The following is a 19,797-nucleotide window of genomic DNA, read 5'->3' as shown; positions in this document are numbered from 1 at the left end:
TCTCCCGAGCGACCTCCCGGACGCTTCTCCGGACGCTTCTCCGGACGTCGCCCGGCACGTACCGGCGCCGGTCGCCGGTACGTGCCGCGGTGGCGGGTGCTGGCCGTCTTCCTGCTGCCCGCGTTCCTGCTCTACTCGGTCTTCATCGTCTATCCGCTGCTCACCGCGCTCGACTACAGCTTCTTCGAGTGGCGCGGGATCCGGCAGACGGGGTTCGCCGGGCTCGGCAACTACCGGGACCTGTTCAGCGTCTACCCCTACGACCAGCAGCTGTGGCGGGCGCTGGCGCACAACGCGCTGTTCTTCGCCGGGACGATGCTGATCCAGAACACGGTCGGGCTGCTGTTCGCCCTCCTGCTGTTCCGTCACGGCCGCGGCAAGCGGTTCCTGCAGGCCGCGTTCACCACGCCCTACCTTGTGGATCCGCTGGTCGTCGGCTACCTGTGGAGCCTGCTGCTCAACCCGACGTTCGGCCCGGTCAACTCGCTGCTCGAGGCGGCCGGGCTGGACTCGTGGGCGCTGCCCTGGCTGGGCGACACGCGTACGGCGCTGCCGGTCGTCATTCTGGTCAACGCGTGGCAGTGGGTGGGCTTCCCCATGCTGCTGTTCTCCGCCGCGCTCGCCGGAATCCCGGCCGAGTATCACGAGGCCGCCCGGGTCGACGGGGCCTCGGCCTGGCAGGCGTTCCGGCGGGTGACGCTGCCGCTGCTCACCCCGGCGATCGGCGTGGTGAGCGTGCTGACGTTCATCGGCAACTTCAACGCCTTCGGGCTGGTTTACGCGATGGCCGGGTCGACCGGGTCCCCGGCGGGCTCGACCGACGTGCTCGGCCTGCTGTTCTACCGGGTCGCGTTCGTGGAAGGCGGCGTGAACGCGATCGGGCGGTCGTCGGCGCTCGCCGTGCTGATGTTCGTGTTCATCTTCGGCGTCTCACTGCTGGCCAGCTCGTACTTCCGCCGTCGGGAGAGGAGGCTGCTGTGACGGCCCGGCACCGGGCTCCGGGGCGCGTCGCCGTCCACCTGCTGCTGTGGGGGTACGCGGTCGTCGCGCTGCTGCCGTTGGTCGTCATGCTGCTCAACTCGCTGCGGCCCACCAGCGAGATCTTCACCGCGCCGCTGGGGCTGCCGGCGTCCCCCACGCTGCGCAGTTACGCCCGGGTGTGGACGGAGGCGTCGTTCAGCACCTACCTGCTGAACTCGCTGACCGTCACCTGCGGCGCCGTGCTGCTCGGCACGGCGGTCTCCGCGCTGGCGGCCTACCCGCTGGCCCGCTACGACTTCTTCGGAAACCGGGTGCTCGGGGCGTACTTCCTGGCGGGGCTGATGCTGCCGATCCGGCTGGGCCTGGTGCCGATCTTCTACCTCATGGACTCCATGGGGCTGATCGACTCGCTGCTCGGGCTCACGCTGCTGTACGCCGCGTCGGGGGTGCCGTTCTGCATGTTCGTGCTGTCGGCGTTCTACCGTTCCCTGCCCGGGGAGCTGGACGAGGCGGCACGGCTCGACGGCGCCGGCGAATTCCGGATCTTCGGGCAGATCATGCTGCCGCTGGTGCGGCCCGCGCTGGCCTCGGTGACGCTGTTCCAGTTCGTGCCGCTGTGGCATGAGTTCCTCTACCCGCTGGTGCTGCTGCGCTCCGACGAGAAGTTCACGATCCCGCGCGGGCTGTCGCAGTTCTTCGGCGAGTACACGACCGACTGGTCGGCGCTGTTCGCCGGGCTGGTCCTCGCCACGGCGCCGCTCTTCGTGCTGTTCATCCTCGCGACCAAGCAGATCATCGCCGGGCTGACCGCCGGCATGAGCAAGTAGAGGCAGGGCGGCATGGGCCCCGGCGGAGACTACTCGAACGGGATTCTCGTGCGGCTGCGCGGCGCGATCCGGTCTCTGCGGCCCGCGGAGCAACGGGTCGCGCACGCGGTGCTGGCCGACCCCCAGGGCGTCGCGGACCGGCCGATCGGGGCGCTCGCCCGCGAGTGCGGCACCTCGGAGGCCACGGTGCTGCGCTTCTGCCGGGCCATCGGGCTGCGCGGCTACCCCGAACTGCGGATCGCGCTCGCCCGCGAGGCGACGCTGGAGGCGTCGCGTGCCGGGGACTCCCGCCCGCTCGACGGCGACATCAGCGCCGACGATCCGCTGCACGAGATCGTCGCCAAGATCGGCTACAGCGACTCCCGCGCGGTCGCGGAAACCGCCGAACACCTCGACACCGCCGCCCTGGAGCGTGCGGTCACCGCGATCGCCGAGGCCCGCCGCGTGGACCTCTACGGCGCCGGGGCGAGCGGCTTCGTCGCGGCCGATCTGCACCAGAAGCTGCACCGGATCGGCCTGATGGCCTTCGCCTGGCAGGACTTCCACAGCGCGCTCACCTCGGCCGCGCTGCTTCGCAGGGGCGACGTCGCGATCGGCATCTCGCACACCGGCACCACCGTCGACGTCCTGGACGCGCTGCGGCTCGCCGCCGACCGGCAGGCGACCACGATCGCGATCACGAACTTCGACCCCTCACCGATCACGGAGCTCGCCGACATCGTGCTGAAGACCGCGGCCCGCGAGACCCCGTTCCGCTTCGGCGCGATGGGTAGCAGGATCGCCCAGCTCACCGTCGTCGACTGCCTCTCCGTCGGGGTGGCCGCCCGGCTCACGTACGACGAGACCCTCACCGCCCTGGAGGACACCTTCCGCGCGATAAGCAGCCGCCGGCGCAAGTAGCCACTCTTCCGGAGAAAAGCGATCGCCGGCGGGCCGTCCCCCCGGAGGCCCGCCGGCGACGATCGTGGGTTGTCAGCCCGTGGACGACTGCTCCGCGAGCGCGGCGGTGATGGTGCTTTCCTTGCCGTCGCGGGTGAAGGTGATGGTCACCTTGTCGCCCGGGCGGGCGCTGCGGATGGTGCCGACCAGCGTCTCCGCGCTGTCCACCAGCTTGTCGTTGATCCTGGTGATCAGGTCGCCCTCCTTGAGGCCGGCCTTCTCGGCCGGGCTTCCGGCCGTGAGCGACCTGACCACCGCGCCGGACGCGCCGCCGACCGCGTCGGCCACGCTCACGCCGAAGAACGCGTGGGTCGCCTTGCCCGTCTTGATGAGCTGGTCGGCGACGAGTTTCGCGGTGTTGATGGGGATCGCGAAGCCGACACCGATGTTGCCGGAGCCGGAGCCGGCGGTGGCGATCGCGGTGTTGATGCCGACGACCTGCCCGGAGGCGTTGACCAGCGCGCCGCCGGAGTTGCCGGGGTTGATCGCGGCGTCGGTCTGGATCACGCCTCCGATCGTGACGGCCTGGCTCTGCTGCGGCTGCTGCTGCTCCATCCCCCAGGGGAACTGGGGCTGCTGCTCTTCGGGGCTCTCGGTCAGCGTGCGGTCGAGGGCGCTCACGATGCCGGAGGTGACCGATCCCGCCAGGCCGAGCGGGCTGCCGATGGCGAGGACCGCGTCGCCGACCTGGAGCTTGTCGCTGTCACCGAGCGAGGCGGGGGTCAGGCCGGACACACCCTGTGCCTGGATGACCGCGAGGTCCGTGGTGGGGTCGGTGCCCTTGACGACGGCGCTGGCGGTCCTGCCGTCGCTGAACTTCACGGTGACCGTGCCGCCGCCCCCGCCGCCCATGCTCACCACGTGGTTGTTCGTCAGGATCAGACCGTCGGCCGACAGGATGACACCGGACCCCTCGCCGCCGGCCGTGGCGGACTTCACCTCGATCGACACCACCGACGGCATGATCGCCTTGGCCACCGCGGCGATCGTGGTGCCGGAGGAGTTGGACACCCCCCTGACCACCGGGCTCGCGATCACCGTCTGCCCGCCGTTCACGCTGTTCGCGACGAGGGCCCCGGTGACCCCGCCGCCCAGCGCCACGGCCACGAGGGCGAGGCCCGCGCCCGCCTTCTGGCGAGCGGTCAGCGTGCCCTTCCGCGCCGGAGGCGGCGGAAACTGCGCCGTGTCATAAGCACTGTTGCCATAGGCGCCGTACGACTGGTAGGCCCCCGTGTACTGCCCGTGCCTCGGCGGGGTGCTGCCGAACTGGCTCCAGCCGTGACCGGGGAGTACCTCGGTGTTCTCGTTGCCGGGAACGTGCTCAGGTGAGCTCATCGCCATCCCCCTCAATGGATTCGCCGGTGATCCCGGCTCTCCGCCGGTACACGTAATACGATGGCGCATCGGCGATAAGGTCACGCTAAGCGATCAGCGGCGGGGTCCCCCGAGCGCCCTACGCGTACTTTATGTCAGGCCGTCCGGGGCCAGTACTCGTCCCTGAGCAGGCGCTTGTACAGCTTTCCCGTGGGGTGGCGGGGCAGCTCGTCGCGGAAGTCGACCGATTTCGGGCACTTGTAGTGGGCCAGGCGGTCCCGGCAGTAGGCGATCAGCTCGGCTTCCAGGGCGGGACCGGCGTCGGCCGGGTCGGCCGGCTGCACGACGGCCTTCACCTGCTCGCCCATCTCGGGGTCGGGCACCCCGAAGACGGCCACGTCGGCCACCTTGGGATGCATCGCCAGCACGTTCTCGGCCTCCTGCGGGTAGATGTTCACGCCGCCGGAAATGATCATGTAGGAGCGCCGGTCGGTGAGGTAGAGGAAGCCGTCCTCGTCCACGTAGCCGATGTCCCCCAGCGTGGTCCAGCCGCGGCCCTTGGGGTCCTGGACCGACGCGGTCTTCCCGGGGTCGCCGTGATACTCGAACGTCGGCCCGCCGGAGAAGTAGACCGTGCCGTGCTCGCCGGGCGGCAGCTCGTCGCCCTCCTCGTCGCACACGTGGGCCACCCCGAGCAGCGGCCTGCCCACCGTGCCCTTGTGGGCGAGCCAGTCCTCCGGCCCGGCGTACAGGAAGCAGTTGCCCTCCGTGCCCGCGTAGTACTCGTGCACGATCGGCCCCCACCACGCCATCATCCGCTCCTTGACCTCCACGGGGCAGGGCGCGGCGGCGTGGACGGCGCAGCGCAGCGACGACAGGTCGTACCGCCCGCGCACCTCCTCGGGCAGCTTGAGCATCTTGATGAACATCGTGGGGACCCACTGCGCGTGGGTGACCCGGTATCGCTCGACGAGCGCCAGCGCCTCCTCGGGATCGAACCGCTCCATCACCACCACGGTGGCGCCCAGGCGCTGGAAGGACATGCTGTAGCGCAGCGGAGCGGCGTGGTAGAGCGGCGCGGGCGACAGGTACACGCTGTCGGCCGACGGCGCGAACAGGAACTGGATGAGCTGCACGAGGGCGCCGGGGGTCTCCAGCGGCGCCCGGCCGAGCGGCGGCTTGACCCCCTTGGGGCGTCCCGTGGTGCCCGAGGAGTAGAGCATGTCGGCGCCCTGGCACTCGTCGTCGACCGGCGTCGCGGGCTGCCCCGCCACGGCCTCCTCGTACGACGTGAACCCCGGGGCGACGCCGTCGACCATGAGCCGCAGCTCGACCCCGGGCGTGGCCTCGGTGACGGCGCCCGCCACGCCGGCGAGCTTGGCCGAGGAGATGAAGACGCGCGCCCCGCAGTTGTCCACGATGTACGCGAGCTCGTCGGGCTGCAGACGGGAGCTGATCGCCGTGTAGTACAGGCCCGAGCGGTGGGCCGCCCACGCGATCACCAGGAAGAGCGGATGGTTCTCCAGCATGAACGCGATGTGGTCGCCGGGCTTCAGGCCCGCGGCCCGCAGCAGATGGGCGAGCCGGTTGGACTCCTCGTCGAGCTCACGGAAGGTGACCACGCGGCCGGAGCCCGCCATGATCACCGCCGGCTTGTCCGGCGTCACCGCCGCGATCGCCCCAGGGTGCATGACCGAACGGTACTCGGTTTGCTTCCGATGTGGTAGAAGCGAATTCCGGATGCGCCCGTTCAGCTCTCCAGCGCCCGGTAGGGGTCGCGCAACGGCCTGGCCCGCCCGGCGAACGCCGCCTTGATCTCCGTCATCTTCGGCCCCGGCGCGTAGAAACGGCCCTTCGTCTCGCCGTACGGCTGGAGCCACCCGGTGGCGGCGAGCTCGCGCAGGTCGCGGGCGGCCTGGCCCTGGCTCAGCCCCTCGTCCGCCTGGTACATGCCCCGGCGCAGTCGCCGGGAGACGAACACCTGGTAGAGCGCGGAGACCGTGCGCGGGTGCAGGCCCTGCGCCTCGGTGCGCTCCTCCAGCAGCGTCCACACCTCGCCCGCCTCGGCGAGCCGGCGCCCCACCCGCTGCGCCTGCATGTGGTGGCAGCGCAGCACGAACCGTACCCACGAGCGGGTGTCCCCGTGCGGGCTCCACCGGCCGCGTCCCACCTCGCCCAGCACGTCGTAGTAGTCGTAGGTGGTGCGGCCCTCGCCCAGCCACTCCTCGATGGAGGCGAACTCCGGCGTGGTGATCTGGTCGCGGCCGAGCACGAGCGTCTGCAGCGCCCGCGACATGCGCCCGTTCCCGTCTCGCCACGGGTGGATCTTGACGAGGTTGAGGTGCGCCATGGCGGCGCGGACGTAGCTGGGCGCGTCGAGGTCGCCCTCGTTGAGCCACTCGACCAGTTCCGCCAGCAGGCCGGGGACCTGCTCGTGGTCCGGGCCCTCGTAGACCACCTCGCCCGTGGCGGAGTTGCGGACGTAGATCCCGCCGGGCCGCACCGTGCCCGGCGTCTTGTCCACGTGGTGGCCGATCATCATGAAGTTCAGCGCGTGCAGCAGGCCCGCGTCGTACCGGAAGACCCGGGCCCGCGACAAGGCGCCGATGTAGGTGAGCGCCTGCCGGTAGCCGGCGATCTCGCGGGCCACGGCCGCCGACGTCTCCAGCGGGTCCTCACCCGACATGATCGACTCGATGTCCTCGACGCTGGCGTGGTAGCCCTCGATCGAGTTCGACCCCTGGATCGCCCGGGCCTGCAACTGCCGTCGCAGCAGGCCGTCCCAGCGGTGGGCCTCGGCCAGCCGGTATTTCAGGTCCCGCCGCATCTCCTCGATCTCGCCGAGGACCTTCTCGTCCGCGGCCTCCAGGGCAGGCGTGCCGTACAACATAAGGTCATGACAGCACGAACGAATCATCCGGTCAAGCGACCGGATGATTCGTCCATATATGTGCGCTCAGGAGGCGCGTCAGGAGGCGGGGATGACCGAGCCCTTGAACGTGTCCTCGATGTACTTCTTCACGTCGGCGCCGGTCAGCAGCTCGATCAGCGTCTTCACCCGCGGGTCGCTCTCGCGTCCCTGGGCGACCACCAGGCCGTTGGCGTACGGGTTGCCCTCGGCCTTCTCCAGCACCAGCGCGTCCGAAGACGGGTTGAGGTTCGCCTCCAGCGCGTAGTTGCCGTTGATCACGGCTGCGTCCACGTCGTCGAGCGAGCGCGGCAGCTGCGCGGCCTCCAGCGGGCGGAAGGTCAGGTTCTTCGGGTTGCCCGTCACGTCGCGCTCGGTCGCGGCGGTGCCCACGCCGTCCTTCAGCGTGACCACGCCGTTGTCGGCGAGCAGCTTGAGCGCCCGCCCGAGGTTGGTGGCGTCGTTGGGCACGGCGACCGCGCCGTCCTGCGGCAGCGACGCGAGGTCCTTGACCTTCTTGGAGTACAGGCCGAGCGGCTCGAGGTGCACCGGGGCGACGAAGCTCAGCTTGGTGCCCTTGGAGGCGTTGAAGTCGTCCAGGTAGGGCTTGTGCTGGAAGTAGTTGGCGTCGAGCTGGCCGTCCTGGAGCTGCAGGTTGGGCTGCACGTAGTCGCTGAACTCGACGATCTCCAGCTTCAGCCCCTTCGCGGCGGCCAGGTTGTCGGCCACGTACTTGAGGATCTGCGCGTGCGGCACCGGGCTCACGCCCACCTTGAGCGGGGCCTGCGCCGCCGCCGTGCCGGAGGTGGAAGTGGCCGCGGTGTCCGGGGACGAGGACCCGCAGGCGGACAAGACGAGCGCGACCACGGCGGCGATGGCGAGGCCGAGCGTTCTACGCATGGGACAGAACTCCTTCTATGGATTACCGGTGGGAAAGACGACGGGCGACGGCGTCGCCGACGGTCTGCGCGAGCTGCACCACGACGACCAGGACGACCACGGTGACGACCATGAGCGTGGTCTCGAACCGCTGGTAGCCGTAGCGGACGGCGAGGTCGCCGAGGCCGCCGCCGCCGATCACGCCGGCCATCGCGGAGTAGGAGATGAGCGTGACCACGGCGACGGTCAGCCCGGCGACCAGGCCGGGCAGCGCCTCGGGCAGCAGGACGCGTGTCACGATCGTCACCCGGCCCGCCCCCATCGCCTCGGCCGCCTGCACGACGTCGCGGCCCACCTCGCGCAGCGCGGTCTCGACCAGCCGGGCGAAGAAGGGCACCGCGCCGATCGTGAGAGGGACCACCGCGGCGGCGGTTCCGATCGTGGTGCCGGTGAGCACGCGGGTCACCGGGATGACCGCGATCATGAGGACGATGAAGGGCAATGACCGCCCGACGTTGACGACCAGCCCGAGCACGCGCCGCACGACGGGCGCCGGGAACAGCCCGGCCCGGTCCGTCCCGGCGAGGCAGACACCGAGCGGGAGCCCGAACAGCACGGTGAACAGCGTGGACCAGCCCACCATCACCGCGGTCTGCCCGGTGGCCTCCCACAGCAGGGGGCTCATCTCCGACCAGGTCATCGGTCCTCCTCCGGCATCAGGCCGCGCTCGCGCAGGTGGGTGAGGGCGTCCGCCGCCCCGGCCCCGGTGATCCGCAGCCGCAGCCGGCCCGCCGGGGCCCCCGCGACCTGCTCGACCGCGCCGCCAACCACGGCGACGTCCACGTCGTACGCCCGCGTAAGACGCGACAGCAGGGTCTGGTCCGCGGCCACGGCGACCGTCACGGTGCCGGGCTCGGCGGGCGGCAGCGGGAACAGCTCGGCGGCCAGGCGTGATCCGGGCGTGGCGAGCAGGTCGGGGATGCGGCCCGCCTCGGCGATCCGCCCGTCGCTCATGATCGCCGCCGAGTCGCAGACGGCCTTGATGACGTCCATCTCGTGGGTGATGAGCAGGATGGTCAGCCCCAGCTCCCGGTTGAGCCGCCGGAGCAGCGCCAGGATCGACTGGGTCGTGGCGGGGTCGAGCGCGGAGGTGGCCTCGTCCGACAGCAGCACCGACGGCTCGGCGGCCAGGGCTCGCGCGATGCCGACCCGCTGCTTCTGGCCGCCGGACAGCTGCGCGGGGTAGGCCCCGGCGCGGTCGGCCAGGCCCACGAGGTCGAGCATCTCCGCGACGCGCCGGGCCCGGGCGGCCCGGCCGACGCCCATGACCTCCAGCGGGAAGGCCACGTTGCCCGCCACCGTGCGCGACGACAGCAGCGCGAAGTGCTGGTGGATCATGCCGATGCGCTGCCGGGCGCGGCGCAGGTCGGCCGCGCCGAGGGCGGTCAGCTCGCGCCCGTCGACGGTCACCGTGCCCTCGTCGGGGCGTTCGAGCAGGTTGACGCAGCGCAGCAGCGTGCTCTTGCCTGCGCCGCTGCGTCCGAGCACGCCGAAGACCTCGCCCTTGCCGACGTGGAGGTCGACGCCGTCGAGCGCGACGACCTCGCCGTAGGCCTTGCGCAGGCCGGTAACCGTGATCACTTGCTGTCCTTCGAAGACGTGATCCGGCGCAGGATCAGATCGGGCAGCGGGGAGAGCGTCATCGTCGAGTGCCTTCGTGGGAGGGGTGTGGGAGGACGGGCCTTCAGGCCCCGGGACACCCTCGCTTTGGCGGGTTGACCAGGTTCGATACGCTCACGAACGGCTGCAACGGGGGAAAGCTATCCCTTATTCCCTACCGGTAATGTGTCCTCAATCACAGAGGCCCGCGCCTCCGGGACGGAGACGCGGGCCGGGTGCGCGAAAGGTCAGGCGACCGCCTGCCGGGCGACCGTCGCCGGGGTGAGGGCCAGGTCGAGGACCTCGCGGACGTCGCTCACCGCGTGGACGGTGAGGTCGGCCAGCACCTCGGCCGGCACGTCGTCCAGGTCGGGCTCGTTGCGGGCCGGGATGAGCACGGTCGTGATCCCCGCCCGGTGGGCGGCGAGCAGCTTCTGCTTCACCCCGCCGATCGGCAGCACCCGCCCGGTGAGGGAGACCTCCCCGGTCATCGCCACGTCGGCGCGGACCGGCCGGCCCGACAGCAGCGAGGCCAGGGCCGTGGTCATCGTGACACCGGCCGACGGGCCGTCCTTGGGCACCGCCCCCGCGGGGACGTGGATGTGCACCGACCTGTCCTTGAGCGAGCCGACCGGAAGCTCCAGCTCCGCGCCCCGCGACCGGAGGAAGGACAGCGCGATCTGCGCCGACTCCTTCATCACGTCGCCCAGCTGGCCGGTCAGGGTCACGCCGGTCGCGCCGGTCTCCGGGTCGGCCAGCGACGCCTCGACGTAGAGGACGTCACCGCCCGCGCCGGTCACCGCGAGGCCGGTCGCCACGCCCGGCACCGCCGTACGCTGGCGCGCCTCCGGCAGGGACGACTCGGGCACGTGACGCGGCCGGCCCAGGTAGGAGACGAGATCGTCGGCCGACACCGTCACCGGGAGCCCGGCCTCGCCGAGGGCGACGTTCGCCGTCACCTTGCGCAGGATCCGGGCGATCGAGCGCTCCAGGGAGCGGACGCCGGCCTCGCGGGTGTACTCGCCCGCCAGGCGGCGCAGCGCCGCCTCCTCCACCGTCACCTCGTCGGCGGTGAGACCGGCCTTCTCCAGGTTGCGCGGGAGCAGGTGGTCGCGGGCGATGGCGACCTTCTCGTCCTCGGTGTAGCCGTCGAGCGTGACGATCTCCATGCGGTCCAGCAGCGGCCCGGGCACCTGCTCGAGCACGTTGGCCGTGGCGAGGAACAGCACGTCGCTCAGGTCGAGCTCGACCTCCAGGTAGTGGTCGCGGAACGTGTGGTTCTGCGCCGGGTCGAGCACCTCGAGCAGCGCCGCCGTCGGGTCGCCCCGGTAGTCGGCGCCGACCTTGTCGATCTCGTCGAGCAGCACGACCGGGTTCATCGAGCCCGCCTCGCGGATCGCCCGGACGACGCGGCCGGGCAGCGCGCCCACGTACGTGCGCCGGTGGCCGCGGATCTCCGCCTCGTCGCGGACGCCGCCGAGGGCGACCCGGACGAACTTGCGGCCCATGGCGCGGGCGACCGACTCGCCGAGCGAGGTCTTGCCCACTCCGGGAGGACCGGCCAGCGCGAGGACCGCGCCGCTGCGGCGGCCGCCGACCACGCCGAGGCCCTGGTCGGCCCTGCGCTTGCGGACCGCGAGGTACTCCACGATGCGGTCCTTCACGTCGTCCAGGCCGGTGTGGTCGGCGTCGAGCACCGCGCGGGCACCGGCGATGTCGTAGGAGTCGGTCGTGTGGACGTTCCACGGCATGTCGAGCACGGTGTCGAGCCAGGTGCGGATCCAGCCGCTCTCGGGCGACTGGTCCGAGGCCCGCTCCAGCTTGCCGACCTCCTTGAGCGCGGCCTCCCTGACCTTCTCCGGCAGGTCGGCGGCCTCGATGCGGGCGCGGTAGTCCTCCTCCTCGTCCGAGGGGTCGCCGTTGAGCTCCGAGAGCTCCTTGCGGACGGCCGCGAGCTGCTGGCGGAGCAGGAACTCGCGCTGCTGCTTCTCCATGCCCTCCTGGACGTCCTTGCGGATGGTCTCGGCGACGTCCATCTCCGCGAGGTGGTCACGGGCCCAGCCGACCAGCTTGTCGAGACGCTCGGCCGGGTCGTCGATCTCCAGCAGCAGCAGCTTCTGCTGGATGGTCAGCCAGGGCGCGTACCCCGAGCTGTCGGCGAGGTCCGCGGGGTCCTTGATCTGGTTGACGGCGTCGACGACCTGCCACGCGCCCCGCTTCTGCAGGATCGTGGTGGTCAGGGCCTTGTACTCCTTGGCGAGCTCCTCGGCCCTGGGCCCGGCCGCGACCGGCTCCAGCGCGGTCGCCTCGACCCACAGGGCCGCGCCGGGCCCGGTGGTGCCGGTGCCGACGCGCATGCGGTCGACGCCACGGACGACGGCCGCGGGCTCCCCGCCCGGCAGCCTGCCGACCTGTTCCACGACCGCGCTCACCCCCACGGGTCCGTAGCGGCCGTCTATGCGGGGCACCAGCAGGACCGTGCTCTCGCCGTTCGCGCGCGCCGCGTCGATGGCCGCGCGAACCTCGGAGTCCGACAGATCGAGGGGCACGACCATGCCGGGCAGGACGACTTCGTCGTCGAGCGGGAGGACGGGAAGGATCTGGGACATCAGCACTCCAGTAGGTTGAGTTACGTCGGCTCAACTAACAGGAGTCCGATCCTGTTCCCTGTTCTGCGCCAGTTCGCTGTGAGCGATCGTAATTGTGTAATCGCCGCGGATGGCGGGGCGAGTTCAGGCACCCCACGCGGACGGTTCACACGCACGTGAGCAGCGTGTCCGGGTGGGCGGAGACGATCCCGCCATGAGGGTCACACGCATGTCCGCCCTGGTGGCGGCCGCGCTCGCCGTACCGCCCGCCATGGCGGCCTCACCGGTCTCCGCACGGACCTGTCCCTCGTTCCTGGCCGTGGCCGCGCCGTACGCGGCCGTGCGGGGGCAGGCGCGCGCGGGCACGGTCACCCTGTACGCCGAACGGGACGGGAGGCTGAAGAAGACCGATGTCCTCCATCAGGGCGCGCACGGCGTCGGGGACCGGCCGGAGCGCGGCGACGCGTTCGGCGCGGCACTGGCCGCCGGCGGCTTCGACGGCGACGGCCGGGGCGAGATCGCCGTGGGCGCCCCCGGCGACGGCGGCCTGCGGTACGGCTCGGGCGTGGTGACGATCCTCGACCCGCTCCGGCGGCACGCCGGGATGTACACGCAGGAGAGCCCGGATGTGAAGGGCGCCGGCGAGAAGTGGGACGCCGTCCAGGTCATCGCCGGCACCCGGAAGGGCGGGCTGACCCGCCGTCACGACACGCTGCTCAAGGGGCGCAAGGGCTCCGGCTTCGGCGCGTCGGTCATGGTCACGGGCGACCGGCTCCTGGTCGGCGCGCCGGGAGCGGGCGAGCTGACCCTGGTCGCGGGCAGGGTGCGAAGCAGTTGCGACAAGCGGCCGGGCCGAGGCATGATTTGTATCACGCGATTGATACAAAGGAGTCGGTGTGGGCCCGGTGATCCCCCTTACCTTCGCGGCGCTGCTGGTGCTGGTCGCCGGACTTCTCGCTGTACTGATATCGCTGAGTCGCGTGGTCTCGGTGCCGGCCGGCGGCGATCTGTCCGTGCTGCGCGTGACCACGACACGGCTCCTCCGAGCGCGGCTTGCCGGGCTGCTGGCCGGTCTCGCCGCCTCCTGGTCCGTGTCGAGCTGGGACGGCCTCGGCCGGGGGCCGATGCTGGCCGCCCCCGTCCTGGGCATCGGCCTGCTGCTGGGCACGTTGGCGGGAGAGCTCTCCGCGCCGCGCCCTCACGGGCCGATCCGAGGTGCGTCACTGGAGATCAGAAGGGCGCGTGACTACCTGCCCGGATTCTCGACCCGGCTGGCCGGCGCTCTCACGCTGGTGACCGTCCTGCTGCTGTCCGTCACATCCGTCACCGCGAGCGCCGACGACCTGGGGCGTGCAGGGCGGGCGCTGGCCATGACCAGCCCCGACGGCACGGTGCGCAGCGCGACCACTCCGTGGCCCGGCTGGTTCTACGCGTGGCCCATGCTGGCCGTGCTCGCGGCCGCGTTCCTGCTCTCCGCGTTGGTGATGCACCGCGTCGTGCAGCGTGGACGTCCGGGCCTCGACGCGGCGGCGCGAGCCGTGGACGACGTGCAGCGCGCCCATACCGCTCGCGTGGTCACCGCGGCCTACGGCCTCTGCGTGGCCCTGCCGCTGGCCGGTGTGGCGGTCGTCGCCGCGGAAGCTCTCTTCCGGCAGCGCGATTTCGCGGGCTGGAGCGCGCCCGCGGCGTTCGGCCTCCTGGGGATCGCGGTCTTCGCCGCGGGCTCGGCCACCTGGTACCTGGCCGAGCTGCTCTCGCGGCCGACGATCAGGGCATCATGATCGAGGTCGACGTCACCAGCCCCTCACCGCCGTACGAGCAGATCCGGGCACAGCTCGCAGAGCTGATCAGGTGCGGAGTGCTGGCCGTCGGCAGCCGGCTCCCTCCGGTTCGCCAGCTCGCCGCCGACCTCGGCCTGGCGGCGGGCACGGTGGCGCGAGCGTACAAGGAGCTGGAGCAGGCCGGATATGTGAGCGGTAAGCGCGGTGGCGGCACCCGAGTCCTGCCGCAATCCGACCCTCGGACGGCGCGCGCGGAGCTGATCAGGGGCCACGCCCGCGCCTACCTCGCCGAGGTGGCCCGCCTTGGTGGATCCGCCGAGGAAGCGATCGCCGCCCTGTCCGATGCGGCCGCGGCCATCCACCCGGCCGAGGACGCCACCGGCGGGCCCGGCCGGGCTACGGCTGAAGCGCCGCGTGCCCGGACGGGATCGTGAACTCTCCGCCGAGACCCTGGCGGGGCGCCCCCGGCGGCTGATGTACTCGAGCGTGCGGAACCGCACCCGCATCTCGGAACTCGGGGGCCTGCGAGCTGGAGGCGGGTCCCGCCCAGTTGTTCTCGATCTCGTGGTCGTCGAAGGCGACCAGCCACGGCGCGACCAGGTGCGCCGCCTGGAGATCGTGGTCGGACTTGTACTGGGCGTGCCGCACCCGGTAGTCGGCGAGCGTCCGGCACTTGGCTCCGGCGTGCTCGCGCGCGGTCTGTCCGAGGGCCGTGTAGCCCTGCGGCTCGTACTCGTAGATGTAGTCGCCCAGGTGCACCACGAGGTCCGGCTCCTGCTCGGCCAGGCGGCGGTAGGCCGTGTCGTAACCGTGCTCCCAGTGGGCGCAGGCGGCGACCGCGAACCGCAGGGGCGACATCCCGGCGGGGGCGGTGCGGGTGCGTCCGGCGGCGGACACGTGCCCGCCGGTCCTGAAGCGGTAGAAGTGGGGGCCAGGCCACCGGCTCCGGCCGCGAGAGCGGACAGGAACACTCGCCGGGACACGGATGACGCGTTCGTCTGCACGTGACCAGTGCAATCGACCTGGTCGACGCCGAGGCCCAGGCCGGTGACCCCGCCGGAAACCGCCGATGAACAGCATTGACGAACAGCTCAGCCCAGCAGCGGCTTCAGGTCCTCGCGCAGGGCGGCGGCGTCGCGGAAGTGGACGGCGGCGAGCCCGGCCCGCTCGGCCGCCGCGACGTTCTCCAGCCGGTCGTCCACGAAGACGAGGTCTCCGGGGGCGACCCCGAGCCAGGCCACGGTCTCGTGGAAGATCTCCGGCTCCGGCTTCACCAGGCCCATCCTGCCGCTGTAGAAACGCGGGCCGATCGGCCGCATGAACGGCAGCCCGTCGATCCCCTCGGCGACGCAGACCGGCATGTTGGACAGCAGCGCCATGGGCACGCCGACCCCGGCCAGCTCGTCGACGATCGCCACGGTCTCCTCGTTGGGCCGCGACCAGCTCGCCACGTCGAGGGCGACGACCGCGTCCAGGTCGGCACCGGCCATCGGCCTGCCGTACACGTGGGACCAGTACGCGGCCGGGTCGAGCGAACCCCGGTCGAAGTCGAGCCGCACCTCCCAGTAGCGGTCCTCGAACCCCGGATCACCTCCCGCCATGCGCGCGACGTCCTCGGGGGCCTGGGGAAGCGACACGACGTTGCCGTAGTCGAAAAGCACAGTCTTCATGGTCGTACGATCATAACCGGTGTTCGGAAGTCAGGCCACGTAGGTCTTGAGGTACTCGTTGGCGCTTCCGCAGCGCAGGTAGTTGCGCACGGTGTGGAAGTCGAGCCAGTCGATGTCGCAGGAGACGTCCCGGTCGACGCCGTCGAAGCACGACGCCAGCACGGCCGGGATGGCGGCGATGTCGTCCTTGTCGGCGATGTTGACCCAGCGGCGCACCCCCGGCGGACGCGCCCCCCTGCCCCGCACCGGGACCGGCGCGAGCCGCTCGAAGACCACGTCGCGCATGCCGAGCGGGCTGCCCAGCGTAACGAGCAGGTCGACCGAGAGATCGGGATGCGCCCACAGCGCCTCGTACGCCACGACGCTGCCGAGAGAATGGGCGACGACCACCCGGGGACGGCGCCTGCGCACGACGCCGGCCACCGCGTCGCGGGCCCGCACGCGCGGGTCGCCGCCGCCCAGGTAGGCGGCCACCTCCGGGCAGAAGTCCTGCGCGAAACGCACCGCCTGCGGGCCCATTCTCGTCAGCAGCCACTCGGCCAGCCGGTGGGCGATACCCGTGAGAGACTCCCCCGCCACGTCCCGGAAGGGCCCGCCGAGCTGGGCCGCCCAGTCGGCGAGCACCAGCTTGGCCGGCGCCTCCATCTGCCGGGGCGGCTTCGGCGGCCCGCTGCGCAGATGATGGGCGTAGTAGGCGATCTCGGCGAAGTACTCTCCGGTGCCGTCCTCGCGCCCCGTGAGGCCCTGGTGCAGATAGGCGTTCCACTTGGCCCGCATGGCCTCGGCGGCGCCGCCCGCCGACCGGCCCGCCTCCTCGTAGTAGTGGTACTTGCCGATGCCGTGGACGCCCACGATCGAGGTCATGCTCCCGCCATCCCTTCGCCGGAATACCGTGGGTCACTGTGCACGACCCGATGGACCGCGACAAGCGCAGGCGATGTTCACGGTGATAAATGGCGAGCGGTGGTGATATTCACGGAGATAGGTTGGTCATCCCGATCGAGGAAGGAACGTCATGACAGGCCCCTTGCACGTGCGCGGCTCGGTCGTCGTGCCCGAGGCTGAGCTCGCCTGGCGTTTCTCCCGGTCCTCGGGCCCCGGCGGCCAGGGCGTCAACACCACCGACAGCCGGGTCGAGCTGAGCTTCGACCTCGCGCGCACGACCGCCCTCGGCCCGGCGTTGAAGGCCCGTGCGGCCGAACGGCTCGCCGCCCGCCTCGTGGACGGCGTGATCACGGTGACGGCCTCGGAACATCGCTCACAGCTGCGCAACCGGGAGGCGGCGCGGGAACGGCTCGCCGCCCTGCTCCGCGACGCGGTCGCGCCGCCGCCGAAGCGGCGCCGCCCGACCAAGCCGTCCAAGGGCGCGGTCGAGCGCCGCCTGGCGGCCAAGAAGCACCGGTCCGACCTCAAGCGCCTGCGCCGCACCGAGGGCTGAGCCCGGCCCTGGCGTACCGCCCCTGGCGGCGAAAACGGCCATATCAAACGGCGTCATCAATGAAGCGACAATCGGTGGGATAAGAGCTCGCCGAGGTTCGTTTGCCGCTCCGGCCGCCGAGGAAATTCGGCATACATCGATCCGTCCACGGATTGCAGAGCGGACATTCTCGCCACCAGGAAGAACTCGGGCAGTCTGGCGAGAATTGATTAAAGGGGTGCAATTGCCCACAGTCAGCGACTTCGTCAGAGCCTTCGCGATAGGTGCCGCGTTGACCGTCATCTCCCCCCTGCTCGACGGCGCCGCCACGGCCGCCGTGGCAGTGGATTCCGGCGGCACCGCCGCTTTCTCTCCCGCGCCGTACGGCGGACCCGGCGGCACTTCGCATGGCGGGGGGAACAGGAACAAGAACAAGAAGAGGCAGCGGCAGTATTCGCACCAGAAGAACGCGCAGCGGCAACACGCGCTGCGCGATCTCACGCAGATCCTGGCACCGCTCCAGAAGGCCGGCACGGACACCCGGGCGCTGCCCTACAACTGGCAGGCCGCGGACGCGAAGACCGCTCCGTGGACCAGCCTGAACGACGTTGACAGCGTGGACAACAGGTCACGGGACACGCAGGTCGTCCGCGAACCGGCGGGGACCGCCACGGACACGACGGCGGACCCGGCGGCGGACTCCGCCACGGATCCGGCCGCGAACCCGCCCGCGGACCCGGTGGTGGGGGCTCAACCGGTCCCGACCCCGGTCCCGATGCGCACCACGGGCACCGGCGACTACACCCTGAGCTGGAACGACCGCAACGCGCAGGGGAACACGTACGGCGACCTCATCCGGCAACTTCGCCAGGATCTCCAGTTTTCGCCGCCTGGCTACAGCTACACGAAGGTGTCGGAACTGCTGGCCGGCTCCCTGCCGGGCGGCCCCTTCGCCAACCGGAGATGCCCTGCCCCGATGCAGGACAGCGGGGCGCTGGTCACTCCCCAGGGTGAGCGGGTCCGCAACGTCGTCGACTGGTTCTGCCTGGCCCCCGACGACGCCACAGGCATGTGGACGCCGCAGGGGATCAGCGGCACCTGGGACTCGACCGCGCAGGGAACGGCCTATGAGGACACCGCGCAGGCGTTCGTCTTCTCATGGCACGGGCCCGCCAACAACGCGTCGCGTGTGACCTTCCTGAACGAAGTGGGTGTCGGGCCGTTCAACCACTACCAGCACGTCCTTCTGGTGAATCCGTTCAAGGACGCGAGCGGCCCCGTCTCCTTCGATCCCATGCGGATCCACGCCGGCGGAGTGGTCTGGTATCACCAATATCTGCTCATCGCCGACGACAACAGGGAACATCCGGAGAACAACGGGATTCTCGTCTTCGACCTGCGCGACCTCTTCGATCTGGGATTGAGCGCCGTCAGCGACATCACCAACACCGGAAGGCCCATCGGCCTTCACAACGGCACCTACTATTCGCAGGGATACCGGTACATCCTGCCCCTGCGAGGCATATGGCGGCCGCAGGTCACCGGCGTGCGGTGCGCATCGATGAGCAGCCCGCCGTGCTTCGGATATCTCGGTCTCGACCGCAGCACGAGTCCGCCGAGCGTGCTCACCGGTGAATGGTGCGACCCCCGTCAGCCCACGCCCACCTGCAGGCCGGCCACGCCGCAGGCGGCGGCCCCGACAGGCCGCGTCGCGCGGTACAGGATGGCGCCCGACACCAGCGCATGTGACCGCGGTTGCCTCGCGTACGGCACGGACAACAGGGCACGCGCGACCGCGGCGTACACGCAGCCGACCCCCTGGACGCAGGGCGGCATCTCATGGAACGGCCTCTACCAGTTCACGATGAGCAACAACAGGACGGCCACCCTGGGCCGGCGGTACGAAGCCGTCCCGGGCGGGCAGCCGGTGGCGCACTTCGCGGCCAGGGGGGTGCAGGAGCTCTACTGGCACCGATCCGGCGGTCCGGCCCAGCCTCCGATCCTGTGGTCGATCACCGAAGGGGAAGGGGTGAAGAACCGGGTGTTGTACGGAGTCAATCCCTGGATCCCGTAGGCCGGCGCGCCGAGTCGCGACGGCGGCCGCTCTCCCCGGAGGCTCCCTCTCCGCGGAGAGCGCCCGCCGCCCGCGCGAGATGGGCGGCGATGGCGTCCTCCCAGGAGCGCAGGAACGCGGGGTACCCGGCCGCGAATCCGGCCAGCTCGGCCTCCGCCGCGGCGGTCAGCGGGGTGAGGTCGTAGGTGACCGTCACGTCGCTGTGGCCCTGCGGGACAGGCGCGAGCGTCACGCCGACGGTCCCCGCGTGGGCCCCCTCGCGAACGCGGACATAGGAGACCGACCGGCCGGGCTCGCGGCGCAGGACGATCCACGTGGTGTTCGCACCGTCCGCATGGGTCTGGAACACCGTCCCGGGCGCGGTGTCGTCCTCGGTTCCCTCAGGGAAGCGCGGCTCCCATCCCTCCACCCAGTCCCGTTCGCCGTACGGGGTGAACAGCCGGAACGCCTCGGCCGGCGGGAGCGCGACCCGCAGCCGGCCGGTCAGGCGGCGACGCCGCGGCCCGGCGCTCACCTCTCCTCCAGCCGGTGCGCGTCTGCCGCGGTGAGCGTCAGGCCGTAGACCTCCTTGAGCTGCCCGATCTTCGCGAGGGTCTCCGGCCCGAACGGCGCCTTGCCCTCGAAGGCGTGCAGGACGATCCCCTCGACCAGGTCGCCGAGGGACATGTCCAGATATTCGGCCAGGCCCTTGAGCACCTTCAACGTGTTGCGCTCGATGCGCAGACCGGTCTGCGAGCGCTCGACTGTTACCATGTTACCA

Annotated in this window: 19 protein-coding genes and 1 pseudogene; 8 read left to right on the top strand and 12 right to left on the bottom strand. The window is 71.1% G+C overall.

Features of this window, described 5'->3' with window-relative positions; all coding sequences use genetic code 11:
• The first annotated feature begins 81 nt into the window (after positions 1-81).
• The 3 genes from HHX41_RS09220 to HHX41_RS09210 are packed head-to-tail and all read left to right on the top strand — an operon-like array spanning position 82 to position 2,708.
• Positions 82-981 (top strand): sugar ABC transporter permease, encoded by a 900-nt coding sequence (locus HHX41_RS09220; protein WP_310741867.1) that lies wholly within the window; start codon positions 82-84, stop codon positions 979-981.
• Positions 978-1,808 (top strand): carbohydrate ABC transporter permease, encoded by an 831-nt coding sequence (locus HHX41_RS09215; protein WP_310741866.1) that lies wholly within the window; start codon positions 978-980, stop codon positions 1,806-1,808. The genes HHX41_RS09220 and HHX41_RS09215 overlap by 4 nt, the downstream gene beginning before the upstream one ends.
• 12 nt (positions 1,809-1,820) lie before the next feature.
• Entirely contained in the window at positions 1,821-2,708 is an 888-nt protein-coding gene (locus HHX41_RS09210) for a MurR/RpiR family transcriptional regulator (RefSeq protein WP_169982357.1), read from the top strand.
• A 72-nt stretch (positions 2,709-2,780) separates the two neighbouring features.
• Here the strand turns inward: HHX41_RS09210 and HHX41_RS09205 are convergent, their stop codons facing one another.
• From HHX41_RS09205 to lon, 7 genes are all read right to left on the bottom strand, one after another.
• Positions 2,781-4,082 carry a S1C family serine protease gene (locus HHX41_RS09205; protein ID WP_182905567.1) on the bottom strand — a complete coding sequence of 434 codons (1,302 nt, stop codon included), beginning with the start codon at positions 4,080-4,082 and terminating at the stop codon, positions 2,781-2,783.
• Positions 4,083-4,216: 134 nt separating this feature from the next.
• Entirely contained in the window at positions 4,217-5,752 is a 1,536-nt protein-coding gene (locus tag HHX41_RS09200) for an acyl-CoA synthetase (protein WP_169982355.1), read from the bottom strand.
• Positions 5,753-5,811: 59 nt separating this feature from the next.
• Entirely contained in the window at positions 5,812-6,951 is a 1,140-nt protein-coding gene (locus HHX41_RS09195) for a Fic family protein (protein ID WP_182905566.1), read from the bottom strand.
• A 78-nt stretch (positions 6,952-7,029) separates the two neighbouring features.
• Positions 7,030-7,869: a MetQ/NlpA family ABC transporter substrate-binding protein gene (locus HHX41_RS09190; protein WP_182905565.1), complete on the bottom strand. Its 840-nt coding sequence runs from the start codon at positions 7,867-7,869 to the stop codon at positions 7,030-7,032.
• Positions 7,870-7,891: 22 nt separating this feature from the next.
• On the bottom strand, positions 7,892-8,548 hold the full coding sequence (locus HHX41_RS09185) for a methionine ABC transporter permease (RefSeq protein WP_182905564.1): 657 nt from the start codon (positions 8,546-8,548) through the stop codon (positions 7,892-7,894).
• Complete coding sequence (locus tag HHX41_RS09180) at positions 8,545-9,489, bottom strand: methionine ABC transporter ATP-binding protein (RefSeq protein ID WP_182905563.1); 945 nt, start codon at positions 9,487-9,489, stop codon at positions 8,545-8,547. The genes HHX41_RS09185 and HHX41_RS09180 overlap by 4 nt, the downstream gene beginning before the upstream one ends.
• 266 nt (positions 9,490-9,755) lie before the next feature.
• Positions 9,756-12,116 carry an endopeptidase La gene (gene lon / locus HHX41_RS09175; protein ID WP_182905562.1) on the bottom strand — a complete coding sequence of 787 codons (2,361 nt, stop codon included), beginning with the start codon at positions 12,114-12,116 and terminating at the stop codon, positions 9,756-9,758.
• Between the two features lie 109 nt (positions 12,117-12,225).
• On the opposite strand from lon, the pseudogene HHX41_RS42255 reads away from it, so the two are divergent.
• The 3 genes and pseudogenes from HHX41_RS42255 to HHX41_RS09160 form a co-directional block, all read left to right on the top strand.
• Positions 12,226-12,624: pseudogene (locus HHX41_RS42255) on the top strand (hypothetical protein); the annotation flags it as partial.
• A 376-nt stretch (positions 12,625-13,000) separates the two neighbouring features.
• Positions 13,001-13,876, top strand: coding sequence for a hypothetical protein (locus tag HHX41_RS40345; protein ID WP_169982348.1), 876 nt, complete (start codon positions 13,001-13,003; stop codon positions 13,874-13,876).
• Positions 13,873-14,310: a GntR family transcriptional regulator gene (locus tag HHX41_RS09160; RefSeq protein ID WP_182905559.1), complete on the top strand. Its 438-nt coding sequence runs from the start codon at positions 13,873-13,875 to the stop codon at positions 14,308-14,310. The genes HHX41_RS40345 and HHX41_RS09160 overlap by 4 nt, the downstream gene beginning before the upstream one ends.
• On the opposite strand, the gene HHX41_RS09155 is transcribed toward HHX41_RS09160, so the two are convergent.
• From HHX41_RS09155 to HHX41_RS09145, 3 genes are all read right to left on the bottom strand, one after another.
• Positions 14,273-14,773 carry an alkaline phosphatase D family protein gene (locus HHX41_RS09155; RefSeq protein WP_310741862.1) on the bottom strand — a complete coding sequence of 167 codons (501 nt, stop codon included), beginning with the start codon at positions 14,771-14,773 and terminating at the stop codon, positions 14,273-14,275. The two genes, HHX41_RS09160 and HHX41_RS09155, sit on opposite strands and share 38 nt — an antisense overlap.
• A 194-nt stretch (positions 14,774-14,967) precedes the next feature.
• Entirely contained in the window at positions 14,968-15,546 is a 579-nt protein-coding gene (locus tag HHX41_RS09150) for an HAD-IA family hydrolase (protein ID WP_169982346.1), read from the bottom strand.
• 30 nt (positions 15,547-15,576) lie between these two features.
• Positions 15,577-16,410: a hypothetical protein gene (locus HHX41_RS09145; protein WP_182905558.1), complete on the bottom strand. Its 834-nt coding sequence runs from the start codon at positions 16,408-16,410 to the stop codon at positions 15,577-15,579.
• Between the two features lie 151 nt (positions 16,411-16,561).
• On the opposite strand from HHX41_RS09145, the gene arfB reads away from it, so the two are divergent.
• Together arfB and HHX41_RS09135 are read left to right on the top strand one after the other, a co-directional pair.
• Positions 16,562-16,984: an alternative ribosome rescue aminoacyl-tRNA hydrolase ArfB gene (arfB, locus tag HHX41_RS09140; protein WP_169982344.1), complete on the top strand. Its 423-nt coding sequence runs from the start codon at positions 16,562-16,564 to the stop codon at positions 16,982-16,984.
• Positions 16,985-17,255: 271 nt separating this feature from the next.
• Positions 17,256-19,037: a hypothetical protein gene (locus HHX41_RS09135; protein WP_182905557.1), complete on the top strand. Its 1,782-nt coding sequence runs from the start codon at positions 17,256-17,258 to the stop codon at positions 19,035-19,037.
• Here the strand turns inward: HHX41_RS09135 and HHX41_RS09130 are convergent.
• Positions 19,018-19,551, bottom strand: a complete 534-nt coding sequence (locus HHX41_RS09130; protein WP_182905556.1) for an SRPBCC family protein — start codon at positions 19,549-19,551, stop codon at positions 19,018-19,020. The genes HHX41_RS09135 and HHX41_RS09130 overlap by 20 nt on opposite strands.
• Complete coding sequence (locus tag HHX41_RS09125; protein WP_169982342.1) at positions 19,548-19,790, bottom strand: hypothetical protein; 243 nt, start codon at positions 19,788-19,790, stop codon at positions 19,548-19,550. The genes HHX41_RS09130 and HHX41_RS09125 overlap by 4 nt, the downstream gene beginning before the upstream one ends.
• Between the last annotated feature and the right edge of the window lie 7 nt (positions 19,791-19,797).

This window comes from Microbispora sp. H13382, from assembly GCF_014161445.1.
GTDB lineage: Bacteria > Actinomycetota > Actinomycetes > Streptosporangiales > Streptosporangiaceae > Microbispora.
The sequence above is the reverse complement of the archived record's forward strand: the minus strand, read 5'-3'. Positions and strand labels throughout refer to the sequence as shown.

Bases quoted from the DNA above. Each gene is read 5' to 3' on its own strand.
- HHX41_RS09210 (WP_169982357.1), top strand. From the start codon at position 1,821: ATGGGCCCCGGCGGAGACTACTCGAACGGGATTCTCGTGCGGCTGCGC.
- HHX41_RS09205 (WP_182905567.1), bottom strand. From the start codon at position 4,082: ATGAGCTCACCTGAGCACGTTCCCGGCAACGAGAACACCGAGGTACTC.
- HHX41_RS09200 (WP_169982355.1), bottom strand. From the start codon at position 5,752: ATGCACCCTGGGGCGATCGCGGCGGTGACGCCGGACAAGCCGGCGGTG.
- HHX41_RS09195 (WP_182905566.1), bottom strand. From the start codon at position 6,951: ATGTTGTACGGCACGCCTGCCCTGGAGGCCGCGGACGAGAAGGTCCTC.
- HHX41_RS09190 (WP_182905565.1), bottom strand. From the start codon at position 7,869: ATGCGTAGAACGCTCGGCCTCGCCATCGCCGCCGTGGTCGCGCTCGTC.
- HHX41_RS09185 (WP_182905564.1), bottom strand. From the start codon at position 8,548: ATGACCTGGTCGGAGATGAGCCCCCTGCTGTGGGAGGCCACCGGGCAG.
- lon (WP_182905562.1), bottom strand. From the start codon at position 12,116: ATGTCCCAGATCCTTCCCGTCCTCCCGCTCGACGACGAAGTCGTCCTG.
- HHX41_RS09160 (WP_182905559.1), top strand. From the start codon at position 13,873: ATGATCGAGGTCGACGTCACCAGCCCCTCACCGCCGTACGAGCAGATC.
- HHX41_RS09150 (WP_169982346.1), bottom strand. From the start codon at position 15,546: ATGAAGACTGTGCTTTTCGACTACGGCAACGTCGTGTCGCTTCCCCAG.
- HHX41_RS09145 (WP_182905558.1), bottom strand. From the start codon at position 16,410: ATGACCTCGATCGTGGGCGTCCACGGCATCGGCAAGTACCACTACTAC.
- arfB (WP_169982344.1), top strand. From the start codon at position 16,562: ATGACAGGCCCCTTGCACGTGCGCGGCTCGGTCGTCGTGCCCGAGGCT.
- HHX41_RS09125 (WP_169982342.1), bottom strand. From the start codon at position 19,790: ATGGTAACAGTCGAGCGCTCGCAGACCGGTCTGCGCATCGAGCGCAAC.